The sequence below is a fragment of the Vandammella animalimorsus genome (assembly GCF_002285285.1).
Lineage (GTDB): Bacteria > Pseudomonadota > Gammaproteobacteria > Burkholderiales > Burkholderiaceae_C > Lampropedia > Lampropedia animalimorsus.
Genome location: NZ_NSJF01000002.1, coordinates 510,205 through 522,550 on the forward strand (window position 1 = coordinate 510,205; position 12,346 = coordinate 522,550).

The 12,346-nt window shown below is 64.1% G+C and carries 9 protein-coding genes; 5 read left to right on the plus strand and 4 right to left on the minus strand.

Annotated elements, in window-relative coordinates:
* Positions 1–8: 8 nt before the first annotated feature.
* The 5 genes from ftsA (at position 9) to CK620_RS05715 (ending at position 9,413) form a co-directional block, all read left to right on the plus strand.
* Positions 9–1,238: a cell division protein FtsA gene (ftsA, locus tag CK620_RS05695; RefSeq protein WP_095539714.1), complete on the plus strand. Its 1,230-nt coding sequence runs from the start codon at positions 9–11 to the stop codon at positions 1,236–1,238.
* A gap of 1 nt (position 1,239) precedes the next feature.
* Entirely contained in the window at positions 1,240–1,437 is a 198-nt protein-coding gene (locus CK620_RS05700; protein ID WP_095549470.1) for a hypothetical protein, read from the plus strand.
* A complete protein-coding gene (gene ftsZ / locus CK620_RS05705; protein WP_095539604.1) occupies positions 1,434–2,678 on the plus strand; it encodes a cell division protein FtsZ in 1,245 nt (414 codons plus the stop codon). The genes CK620_RS05700 and ftsZ overlap by 4 nt, the downstream gene beginning before the upstream one ends.
* Positions 2,679–2,782: 104 nt before the next feature.
* Positions 2,783–3,706 carry a UDP-3-O-acyl-N-acetylglucosamine deacetylase gene (gene lpxC, locus CK620_RS05710; RefSeq protein ID WP_095549471.1) on the plus strand — a complete coding sequence of 308 codons (924 nt, stop codon included), beginning with the start codon at positions 2,783–2,785 and terminating at the stop codon, positions 3,704–3,706.
* A 508-nt stretch (positions 3,707–4,214) separates the two neighbouring features.
* On the plus strand, positions 4,215–9,413 hold the full coding sequence (locus CK620_RS05715) for an MSCRAMM family protein (protein WP_179290580.1): 5,199 nt from the start codon (positions 4,215–4,217) through the stop codon (positions 9,411–9,413).
* A 319-nt stretch (positions 9,414–9,732) separates the two neighbouring features.
* On the opposite strand, the gene CK620_RS05720 is transcribed toward CK620_RS05715, so the two are convergent.
* The 4 genes from CK620_RS05720 to CK620_RS05735 form a co-directional block, all read right to left on the minus strand.
* A complete protein-coding gene (locus CK620_RS05720) occupies positions 9,733–10,107 on the minus strand; it encodes a DUF6616 family protein (protein WP_095549473.1) in 375 nt (124 codons plus the stop codon).
* A 60-nt stretch (positions 10,108–10,167) separates the two neighbouring features.
* Positions 10,168–10,959 (minus strand): HEAT repeat domain-containing protein, encoded by a 792-nt coding sequence (locus CK620_RS05725; protein WP_095549474.1) that lies wholly within the window; start codon positions 10,957–10,959, stop codon positions 10,168–10,170.
* Positions 10,956–11,453 carry a MarR family winged helix-turn-helix transcriptional regulator gene (locus CK620_RS05730; RefSeq protein ID WP_095549613.1) on the minus strand — a complete coding sequence of 166 codons (498 nt, stop codon included), beginning with the start codon at positions 11,451–11,453 and terminating at the stop codon, positions 10,956–10,958. The genes CK620_RS05725 and CK620_RS05730 overlap by 4 nt, the downstream gene beginning before the upstream one ends.
* Before the next feature lie 156 nt (positions 11,454–11,609).
* Positions 11,610–12,311, minus strand: coding sequence for an ABC transporter ATP-binding protein (locus CK620_RS05735; RefSeq protein ID WP_095542516.1), 702 nt, complete (start codon positions 12,309–12,311; stop codon positions 11,610–11,612).
* Positions 12,312–12,346 lie beyond the last annotated feature (35 nt).

A 12,346-nucleotide genomic window follows, 5' to 3' on the forward strand; every position in this document is an offset into this window, starting at 1 on the left:
TGATGAAAATGGCTAAGGAATACAGAGACGTCATCGTGGGGCTGGACATCGGCACGGCCAAGGTCATGGCGGTGGTGGCCGAGGTGCAGGAGGGCGGCCAGCTGCGCTTGGCCGGGTTTGGCGCTGCGCCCAGCAATGGGCTCAAGCGCGGCGTGGTGGTCAACATCGAGGCCACGGTGCAAAGCATCGAGCAGGCGCTGCGCGAGGCCGAGATGATGGCCGACTGCAAGATCCAGCGCGTCTACACCGGCATCACCGGCAGCCATGTGCGCGGCTTCAATTCCAGCGGCATGGTGGCCATCAAGGACAAGGAAGTCTCGCAGGCCGACATCAGCCGCGTGCTGGAAACCGCCAAGGCGGTGCACATCCCTTCCGACCAGCGCCTGCTGCTGGTGGCCTCGCAGGAGTTCGTCATCGACGGCCAGGAGGTCAAGGAGCCCATTGGCATGAGCGGCCTGCGCCTGGAGGCCAAGGTGCACATCGTCACCGGCGCGCAAAGCGCGGCCGAAAACATCATCAAGTGCGTGCGCCGTTGCGGGCTGGAAGTTGACCAGCTGGCGCTCAATCCGCTGGCCTCCAGCCTGTCGGTGCTCACCGACGACGAGCGCGAGCTGGGTGTGGTGCTGGTGGACATCGGCGCGGGCACCACGGATGTGTCGATCTTCTCGGGCGGGTCGATCCGCCACACCGCCGTGATCCCGATCGCCGGCGATTTGATCACCAGCGACATTGCCATGGCGCTGCGCACCCCCACCAAGGACGCCGAGGACATCAAGGTCGAGAACGGCTGCGCCAAGGCCATGCTGGCCGATCCGGATTCGCAGGTCGAAGTGCCTGGTTTGGGCGACCGCGGCCCGCGGCTGATCAACAAGCAGGCGCTGGCCGGCGTGATTGAGCCGCGCGTGGAGGAGATCTTCTCGATCGTGCAGCAGGTGATCCGTGAGTCCGGCTACGAGGAGCTGCTGTCATCGGGCGTGGTGCTCACCGGCGGCTCCTCGGTCATGCCCGGCATGGTCGAGCTTGGCGAGGACATCTTCCTCAAGCCCGTGCGCCGGGGCGTGCCCAACTACGACGGCCCACTGGCCGACATGATTGCCCAGCCGCGCGCGGCCACCGTCATGGGCTTGCTCGAAGACGCACGCATCGAGCGCACGCGCGGCTACAAGGTCGCCACCAAGAGCGGGCCGGTCAAGAACCTGCTGGCGCGCATTCGTGACTTCATTGCGGGGAATTTCTGACATGGCGCCACCCATTCCCATCCCCCGCAAGCTGTTGCGCTGGTTCCTGCGCAAGCGCGGCCGCCGGCGCTGGCGGCTGCCTACAGATTGCAACCGCTGGCGCGGCGATGCCGTTTTCAGGCATCGCCACGGCCCCATTCATTTTTGTTTTGGTTTTGATTTCACCCCATCCCCCAACCCGCAAGGAGAAACACTATGAGCATCGAAATGATCGACAACGAATCGTTCACCCAAGGCACACGCATCAAGGTACTGGGCGTGGGCGGCGGCGGCGGCAACGCCGTGCAGCACATGATCGAGAACAACGTGCAGGGGGTGGAATTCATCTGCGCCAACACCGATGCGCAGGCGCTCTCGCGCAGCTCGGCCGCGCGCATCATCCAGCTGGGCACCAACGGCCTGGGCGCAGGCAGCAAGCCTGAGCAGGGGCGGGAGGCTGCGGTGCTGGCGGAGTCGGAAATCCGCCGCGCCATCGAGGGGGCCAACATGCTCTTCATCACCGCAGGCATGGGCGGCGGTACGGGCACGGGGGCAGCGCCAGTGATCGCGCGCGTGGCCAAGGAGATGGGCATTCTCACCGTCGGCGTGGTCACCAAGCCATTTGACTGGGAAGGCCCGCGTCGCATGAAGAATGCCGATGCCGGCCTGGACGAGCTCGAGCGTAACGTGGACTCGCTGATCGTGGTGCTCAATGAAAAGCTGTTGACCGTCTATGGCGACGACATCACGCAGGATGAGGCCTTTGGCTTTGCCAACGACGTGCTGCGCAACGCCGTGGGCGGCATCGCCGAGATCATCAACGAGCACGGCCACGTCAACGTGGACTTTGCCGACGTCAAGACCGTGATGAGCGAGCCGGGCAAGGCCATGATGGGTACGGCCAGCGCCTCCGGCCCTGACCGTGCGCGCATCGCCGCCGAGCAGGCCATTGCCTGCCCGCTGCTCGAAGGCATCGACCTCTCGGGCGCCAAAGGCATTCTGGTGCTGGTCACGGCCGCGCGCGGCAGCCTCAAGCTGTCCGAGTCCAAGCTGGCCATGAGCACCGTCAACGCCTATGCCAGCGACGATGCCCACGTCATCTACGGCGCAGCCTACGACGACAGCCTGGGTGACGAGCTGCGCGTGACCGTCGTGGCCACCGGCCTGGTCAACCACCAGCAGCGCCGTCAGAACCTGACCATGGTGCAAAGCACGCTGCGCACCGGCACGGACAACCTGCCGCTGCAAGGCATGCAAGGCATGGTGCGCGGCGGCGGCCTGGCTGGCGGCGCGGCCGTGCCCATGCGCAGCAGCCAGCTCAACAACCTGGCCGTGCCCACGGCCTGGCGCACCTCGCGCGGCAGCGATGCCAGCGCCGCCGCCGCGCGCGTGGATGCCATGTCCTCCAGCGGCATGGACGACGTGGAAATCCCCGCCTTCCTGCGCAAACAGGCCGACTAAAGCCCGTGCTTGGTTTGTGAAGGAGTGCCGCCCCCGGCAGCAGCCGAGGGCGGCCCTGGCAGGCCCACAGCGGCCAATACCGTTTTTCAATAGAATGCGCGCCCATGCTAGCCCAGAGAACCATCCAGACCCTGATCCGTGCCGTGGGCGTTGGACTACACAGCGGCCAACGGGTCGAGCTGACTCTGCGCCCTGCGCCAGTGGGCACGGGCATCGTCTTCACACGCGTCGACCTGCCCGAGCCTGAGCCCGTGCCGGTTTCGGCCCAGGCCGTGTTCGACACGCGCCTGGCCTCCACCATTGGCCGGGAGGGCGCGCGCATCAGCACCATCGAACACATCATGTCCGCCTGCGCAGGGCTGGGCATCGATAACCTCTACATCGACCTTACGGCCGAGGAAGTGCCTATCCTCGATGGCTCTGCCGCTGGCTTTGTGTACCTGTTGCGCAAGGCGGGCATCGCCTTGCAGGGCGCACCCAAGCAATTCGTGCGCGTGCGCAAACCCGTCGAAGTGCGCACCGAGTCACTGGGCGAGCGCAAATGGGCCCGGCTGGAGCCCTACCACGGCTACCGCCTGAGCTTCGAGATCGACTTCAGCCACCCGGCCGTGGACTCCACCGGCCAATGCGTGAGCTTCGACATGGGCCAGGGCAACTACGCCCGCGACATCGCCCGCGCGCGCACCTTCGGCTTTACGCGCGATGTGGAAATGCTGCGCGCCAACGGCCTGGCGCTGGGCGGTGGCTACGACAACGCCATCGTCATGGACGACTACAAAGTCCTGAACCAGGACGGCCTGCGCTACGACGACGAATTCGCACGCCACAAAATCCTGGACGCCATCGGCGACCTCTACATCCTGGGCAAGCCCTTGCTGGCCTCCTACAGCGCCTACCGCTCCGGCCACGCCATGAACAACCAGCTGCTGCACGCCCTGCTGGCCGACCAACAGGCCTGGGAGCTGGTGAGCTTCGGCGACGAAAAACAAGCCCCGCAGGGCTTCGCGCTGCCCAGCCTGGCTTGGTAAGCCCAAGCCAACAAAGCGGCTGCAGCCAATTGCCTGTACTGTGGATCTCCCCTGATCCTCCTTGTGCCGTTACTGCCTGGGCCTTAATTCCAAACAAAGCTGATTTGGCGTGGGCTGCAAGGCACAAAACGCAGCCAAAGCTATAGCAAGGTTTTGCGGGTGCCCCAGCCTACCCAAATCCACGTTCTTGTTAGCAACTGTGTAGAGACTTTGAACAGACTCTTTTGACGGCGTTACGCTGGATTTTTGGGGCAGCCGCCAGATAAAAAAGCATTTCAAGTGCATTTGTGCAACCTCGGAAGTTTTCAAAGGTTGCACGAGGTTACTTGCGGATAAACTACCGCCGCCTCGACCCCGCAATGGGGTTGAGTCCAACATTTGTAATGGAAAGTTTTAGATTATGTGGACTGGAATCAGAAAGCATTGCGCCACTGCTTTGAGGTGTGACAAAAAGCAGTTGGCTGTGCTGTCGATGTTGCTGGTGGGGGGCGCGTGGTCAAACCAGGCCTTGGCAGCGCTCGATATCAAGGTGGCCAAGGAGTATGACGGCACCGGCACCTGCGCGCTCGATGCGAATGCTCAAAACAACTTGCTGTGCACCAACGACGAAGCGCGCTACAAGGTGGACTATCAAGTGACGCCGCCGCCCGTGGCGCAGGACAACGTTCGCATCACGGTGAGCCTTCCCGCTACGGAGCCGTTCCGTTTTTCTCGCACAAGCGGGGGCTTGACTGCCTGCCGAAATGCCGCCACCGCCATTAGTAATGATGGCCGCACGGTGGACTGTTTGCTGGCTGGCAGCGGCGGTGCCAACCAGCCCAATGGTCCTATCTCCAATCAGTCCGGTACCATCTTCTTTGACGTCTACACCAACAAGGATGCCAAGAATGGCGATCAGTTGGCCGGTGTCACCGGCAAGATCGTTTCCGATCAAGACACCGCTGGCGTAACCTCCACCGCGCCCGGCGTGACTGTGGTGGCCAAGCCGCAAATTGACATCGTCAAGCGATATGTCGACAGCCTTGGCGTAATCGCAAAGCCGAAAAGCTGTGACTCTGCCGCCTCCGACGTGGGGGTGGCCCTGCGGTACAGCGTGGCTTTGAACATCCCGCAAACCAAGGGCCATGAGTCGCTGCAGCAGGGCTGGAGCTACACCGATGACATCAGCGGCCTGGGCGCGGACGCCTGCGTGTACATGGTGGAAAGCTACCGCGAGCGCAACAAAGGCACCTTTCCTGTCGGCGGCGTGCCAGCCGATGTGCCGGTCGATGCCGGTACCGGTTCCTACAGCTTTGCCCGGGTTGGCAACTCGAAATCGGTGACTGTCACCGCCTCCACCACCAATCCGCCGCTGACCTCGGGCGAAATCACGGCGCCCTGGCCCGATGCGCCCAATGCCACGGCCCTGCACTACATCACGGTCTGGGTCCCCAAGGACACGGCAAACAGCAACGGCACCACCTGCCAGTACTCGCCGCAGAACAGCATCGAGAAATTCACCGCTCAGGGGCTGTCGGGCGTGCCCAACGACAGTGACGATCCCGCCAATAACGTGGTGACGACCAACGCGATCAATGTCTGTTCCGGCAACTTCCAGAAGATGTTCTATGCCACGAGCAAGGGCCGCTCTGCGCCGTTGATCAATGGCCCCAACCGCATGAGCAACGATCTGATCGGGCCGAGCGATTACATCGACTCCTACGTTTTTTGGAGCAACACCGGGCTCAACGCTGCCCAAGTATCGCTGTGCGACCATTGGGACAACCGCAAGCTGCAGCTCGACCTGTTTGATCCTTCCCAGCACGGGATCTGGACGGCGCCGCCGGGCAAGCCTCGTTTGGGTGCCAACAGCCATTACAAATGGAAAAAACTCCCAGCCAATTCGAATCCGGGCAAGGTGGATCACAGCGCTGGCTACGCCCACTTCTTCAGTGATACCGGCGATGCGGGTGGTGCCAGTTCGGCCAGTGTGCGGCCTGAGGACGAGGAAATCCAGTTTGGCTTCTCTGCCTTTGACAGCGGTGACGAGACGAAGCTGCGTAATGCAAGCTGCAACGATGGCGACTCCACATTGAGCGCCGTTGCTGCTAAGGCCGGCGTGCCGACCACTGGCATCCTGCCCTCCGGCTGGATCACCCAGAGCGAGCTGGAAAAAAATCCGGCGCTGGTGCCGTTCATCAACTCGGCCCGCGTGGTGAACGCAAACATCCCTGTGACCGGCCGCATTCAGTTGTTCGTACACCTGAAAACGCTGGCGGCCAACCCGGAGGGCGGCGCCACTTGGCCCAATGGCACCATCATTCCCAACTACGGCCTGTACCAGACCTCCACCGAGAACGGCTTTGAGCCGGGTACCCTCAACTGGAAGCGTTCCGAGTACGCTTTCATGGGCAATGACCCGAATGCCGCGCTGGAGGGCGCGGGCAGTTCATCGTGCCGGACCGGCACCGACCCGGCCCGCTATTGCGATGATGGCTACAGCGACCGCCTGCGCCTGTCCACGCAGTCCGTCAGCATCCGCAAGGGCATTGAGGGCGCCGACCCCGACGGCGGCCCGGCAGCAGACAACCCGGCCGTGCTCAAGACCAAGGGCCAGATCGTGACCTACCAACTGTGGCCGCGCCTGGTGCCCAACGATCCGAATGTGACCATCAAGAACGATTTGGTTCTGATCGACACCATTCCGGCGGGCATGAAGTTTGTTCCCGGTTCGCTCAAGTGGGGTGGTACGCCTGTGGCTGCCGGCGACTTCCACTTGGACGACCAATCGGCCACCTTTGCCGCGTCCACGCTGCACATCCGCCTGCCCGAGCAGAAGGCCACCCACCCGCCGGTCAATATTCCAGTGGTGGAGTTCGAAGCGGAAATCATGCTCGATGCGCCGGGCAACATCCCCAACGCCTCGCTGATCAACAAAGTGGAAGTTCGTGGTTGCGCCCCGGGGGCCAGCTTCACCGGTGGAGCCCTGACTTGTACCGACCAAACGGCAGGCCAGCGCCTGGCTGAGCGTCAAGCGATGCGCACCGTGCGCTTGGGCGCCATCGATGGCTTGGTGGTGCAAAAGTCGGTGATTGGCGATGCTGCCAAACAAATCGGCTCAAGCTTTACTATGGAGCTGCGTTACCAGAACGTGGGTAACGAAACGGTGCATGAGCACCGCCTGATCGACGTGCTGCCTTACAACGGCGAGCCGCCGCGCGGCGGCACCAGCTTCAGTGGCCAGCGCCCTGTGACCCAGGTGCGCGCGCCTGCGGCCACCGGCTATCAGGTCTATTACACGACCGACCTGCCGACCACCATCAACACCAATCCCAAGTGCTCCAGCAACATCACCGCCACCACCACCGGCAACTGGCCTGCGTTCGCGCCGGGCGTGCCAGCAGCGGCAGGCTGTGCCAACAACAGCGGCAGCACCACCTGGGTGCTGGCGACCCAAGCTGGCGCGAACTGGACGGTGCCCGAAAACACCACAGCACTGCTGATGAAGGACACCACGCCCTTTGCCTCTGGTGCGCCCAGCCGTGCATTCCAGCTCGACTTCGAGACGCCCGGCTCGCGCCATGACGATGTGTACGCCAACAACTTCAGCGGCGCCCACGGCAGCGCAGGCACCGCTGCGCAGGAGGGCACGGGCGCGCGCTTTGATGTGACCTCGAACAACGTGCAGGTGCGCGTGTACGCATCGAGCATCCAGGGCACGGTCTTCGTTGATCCGGATGCCAATGGCGCCGCCACAGGCTTTGACCCGACAGGCGGCGACACCGGTCTGGGCGGCCAGACCGTGACTTTGCAGCGCACTGGCATGCCTGATCGCACCGCAGTGACGGCCACGGCCGCTATCCCGGCTGGCCAGTTCTACAACCCGGCCGATGGCAGCGCCTCCGCCACTGGCGGCCCCGGCCTGTGCCCGGTGCCCGCCGCTGGCCTTGCCGTGGGCCAGTACCTGTTCTGCGACCTGGAAGCGGGTGAATACACGCTGGTCGAAACCCAGCCAGCAGGCTACACCACCACCGGCAACAAGCCCGGCACGGCGGTTGGCACGGTGGATGGCGATGCGATCAAGACCATCAACCTGCCTGCCAATGACGGCGCCAACCCCAATGCCAACGCCACTGGCTATGACTTTGGCGAGCGTGCGCTCACCTCGGTCACAGGCCGTGTCTATGTCGAAGGCAATGGCAACAATGCCGACGATGGCAACGCCACTGACCCAGGCATTGCTGGCGTGACTGTCACCCTGACCTACACGCCCCCGGGCGGCGGTGCGCTGGTGACGCTGAACGCGACGACCGGGCCGGATGGCAGCTATGCCTTCAACAATCTGCCGGTCGGTGCGACTGATGTGACCATCACCGAAACGCAGCCTGTGAATTACGTGAACATCTACAACACGCCAGGCTCGAATGGTGCAGCCAATGGTGGCGACAACGCTGGCACGACAAACAACAGCGTGATCACCATCCCGGCACTGGCCGTGGGTGGCTCGCAGGGCAATAACTTTGCCGAGCAGCGCCAGAGCACTTCGGTCTCCGGCCGTGTCTATGTCGAAGGCAATGGCAACAATGCCGACGATGGCAACGCCACTGACCCAGGCATTGCTGGCGTGACTGTCACCCTGACCTACACGCCCCCAGGCGGCGGTGCGCTGGTGACGCAGACCGCGACGACCTCGGCGGATGGCAGCTATGCCTTCAACAATCTGCCGGTGGGCGCCACCAATGTGACCATCACCGAAACCCAGCCTGCGAATTACGTGAATATCTACAACACGCCAGGCTCGAATGGTGCGGCCAATGGTGGCGACAACGCTGGCGCCACCACCGACAGCGTGATCACCATCCCGACACTGGCCGTGGGTGGCTCGCAGGGCAATAACTTTGCCGAGCAGCGCCAGAGCACTTCGGTCTCCGGCCGTGTCTATGTCGAAGGCAATGGCAACAATGCCGACGATGGCAACGCCACTGACACAGGCATTGCTGGCGTGACTGTCACGCTGACCTATACGCCCCCAGGCGGCGGCTCGCCAGTGACGCTGACCACGACGACCGGGTCGGATGGCAGCTACACGTTTACCAACCTCCCGGTGGGCGCGACCAATGTGACCATCACCGAAACCCAGCCCACAGGGCACGGTAACGCCTACAACACCCCGGGCACCGGGGCGGCCGATGGCGGTGGCGGCACGCCTGGCACCAGCACCAACAGCGTGATCACCATCGCGACTCTGCCGGCAGGTGGCTCGACGGGCAATAACTTTGCCGAGCAAGGCGCGACCACCGATCTGACCTCGGCCGTTGCCTGCACGGTCTCGGGCACATCGGCAACGTGTGAGCTGACCTGTACCAACAATGGGCCGGCTGCGGCGAAGAATGCGACCTGTGGCTTCACCTCGGCCCTGCCTTCGGGCGTGACCGTGAGCTGCACACCCAACTCGCCGCAGGCCACGCTGGCTGTGGGTGAGAGCATTGTGTGCAAAACCAGCCCATTCCCGGTTCCATCCAGCCCGCTGGACGTGCGTGGCGGCACCGGCGCTGACAACGACAGCAAGGGCGGCACAGATCCGGCTGCGGGCAACAACCCCTCGCGCACCACGCTTGGGGCGCCAGCGCCCTCGACAGTGCCGGTGCCGACCCTGGGCCTGGGTGGCGTGCTGCTGCTGGCCTTGGCGTTGCTGGTCGCCGTGGGCCTGCGCCGTCGCGTAGCCTGATTGGCTGAGCGTGCTTGAAACCAGGCGGCCCGTATGGGTCGCCTGGTTTTTTTGCGCGCATGAAAACCTGCTCAAGACTCTCGGCGCGAGCGGGCAGTCAATCGGATCGGAATGTTTGATGACTTGCGGGCCACCTCATCTTGGGGTAGAGCCATTCGTAACGAATTTGGCGGCAGGCGCGTAGTTCATCAAACGCCCACAGCCCCAAACCAGCGATCCAAAAAATGCGCGCCTGCGCAATGAGCCCGTTAGCCCGTTGGGGCAGATCAATGCAGCCGCCTATGGGGGATGATGGGGGCCCAAGCCCATAGGTGGTTTTTCACTGGGCTGCATCGTGTTGCTGCAGCTGGTCTTGCCAGTGCAGCAAATCCTGCAAATGTGCCTGCAGCCCGCCCGTGGCGCTGGCAGCGTTGAGATGATCGAAATAGCGGTACCAGCCGCTGGCTTCAATGCCGGCCAGCAGGGCATCGCGGGCTTGGGCGTCGGGAAAACGCCAGATGCCCAGAAAGCGATGCGCACTGGCGTGCGGGGTATTCATGGCGGTGGGCGCCAGGCTCAGCAGCTCAATGCCTACATCGGCCAGGCCTTGCATGCCCTGATTGATCTGGTTCATGAATGCTTGCCTTTGTTCTGCAGGCAGGGCCAGCCAGGCGGCGTTGGGGGTGTAAAGCTCGACGAGGTATTGCTGGGTCATGGGTCTTGTCCTCCAAAAAATCCAAACAGCTAGGGCCTGTTCACGCTATGCAAAGCGGCGCTATGGGGCTTGTGCGAGCAGGCTGCGTTGGGCGCGCTGGCAGATGCGGGCCGTGGCCGGGCATGGCGATTGCTGCAGCCATTGGCGGCACAGGGTGCGCACCCACTCGGGCTGGTCCTTGGCCACATCGTTGAGCCAGTTGGCCACGGAGTCCTGCACGTAGTGCGAGGCATCGGCGCGCAGCGGCTGCAGGATGGGCAGGGCGCGCTGCGGCGCTGTTTTGAGGGCGGCGATGTGCGCGCACCAGACGCCACGCGGGCGCAGGGCTTCGCTGGCGAAGCGGCGCAGGTTTTCGCTGGGGTGTTGCGTCCAGGGTGTCAGTGCGTCGATGGCTGCATCCAGCTCTGCGGCCAGATGGGGCCGCAGGGCCAGCCAAGCCCACTCGCGCACGGCAAAGTGCGGGTCATCGGCCAGCGGGGCAATGGCGGTCAGCCGCTGCGGCAATGGCAGGCCGGGCTGGGCGCCGATCATGAAGCAGGCCCAGCCGCGCACAGTGTCGCTGGGGTGCTGCTGGCAGCGGGCGATGCCATCTGGGCCCAGCGCGGCCAGCAGCGCGTCGGCCACCGCCTGCATGCGCTTGAGGATGCCCAGCTGGCAGGCGGCGTCGATCTGGGCCAGGGCGGTTGCACTCAGCTCTGGCAAGGCGCTGCGGGCCAGCTGGCGTTGGTCCAGGGCCAGGGCTTCGGTCAGCGTGGCGCTGGCGGCCTCGCCGCGCGAGAGCGCCTGCAGCAACTCGGGCGGGATGTCGGCGGCGCGGGTAGCGCCTTTGCGCGCTGGGGCCTGGTCGCTCATGGAGTGTTCTCCTGCATGGCGGCGGCGACTTTGCCCAGCAGATGTTGGAGCTGCCCGCGCTCGTCGCTGCTGAGCGGGGCCAGCAGCTGGGCGATCCATTGGCTGTGTTGTGCGATCACCTTGCGGGCCGTACGCCGCCCTTGGGCGGTGAGCACGATGCGCAGTGCGCGCCGGTCGTGGGCATCGGGCTGGCGTTCGATCAGGCCCTCGCGTTCCAGTCCGTCGAGCAGGCCGGTGACGGTGGCGCGACTGATGCCGGCCTGCTCGGCCAGGGCATTGGGCGCCAGCGCTGCGCCCTCTGCGGCGTCGAGCAGGAACAGCAGCACAAAGCGCCCTTCGGAAAGGCGGTATGGGGCCAGCCGGGCGGCGCAGTCGCGGTCGATGGCGCTGCTGAGCGAGAGCAGCTCGAAGCACAGGCGCATGCTCTGTGCATCGGCCAGATCGCGCTGCTGGGCCTGGCTAAGCAGGGCCTGGTATTTTTTCTCAAGGCTCATCATGCGGCATATTGTATGCTGGCTAATTATCTGTTGGCAAACTGATTGGGCTGATTGGGGTTGTCAGGCACAAGCGCCCGGCATAGGCCGCGCGGCAAGAAAAATGGGCAGCCCGTGGGCTGCCCATGTGGGTGGCGTTGCGCCTTGAGCGCTTGCTCAAGCGCCGAGGTAGGCCTTGCGGATGTCCGGGTTGCCCAACAGGTTGGCGCCGCTGTCTTCGAGCACGACCTTGCCGGTCTCCAGCACGTAGCCACGGTCGGCGATCTGCAGGGCCTTGTTGGCGTTTTGCTCGACGAGGAACACGGTCACGCCTTCGGCGCGGATGGTCTGGATGATCTCGAAGATCTGCGCAATGATCAGCGGCGCCAGGCCGAGCGTGGGCTCGTCCAGCAGCAGCAGCCGCGGCTTGCTCATCAGGGCGCGACCGATGGCCAGCATTTGTTGTTCACCGCCAGACATGGTGCCGGCGCGTTGGTGGGCGCGCTCTTTCAAGCGCGGGAACAGCGCAAATGCGTGCTCGATGCCGGCCTCAATGGCGTCGTTGTCCTGGAAGAAGCCGCCCATTTTGAGGTTTTCCACCACGGTCAGATCGGGGAACACGCGCCGCCCTTCGGGGGAGATGGCGATGCCGCCCTGCATGATTTTGTGCGTGGGCTGGCGGGTGATGTCCTGACCTTCGAACAGCACGCGGCCACTGGTGGCGCGCGGGTTGCCGCAGATGGTCATGAGCATGGTGGTCTTGCCCGCGCCGTTGCTGCCGATCAGGGTGACGATCTCGCCCTGGTTGACGTGGATGGAGACGCCATCGAGCGCCTGGATGGCGCCGTAGTGGGTGTGGATGTCCTCCAGCTGCAGCATGGGCTTGAGCGGTGCGGCGCTGTACGTGGCGTGGG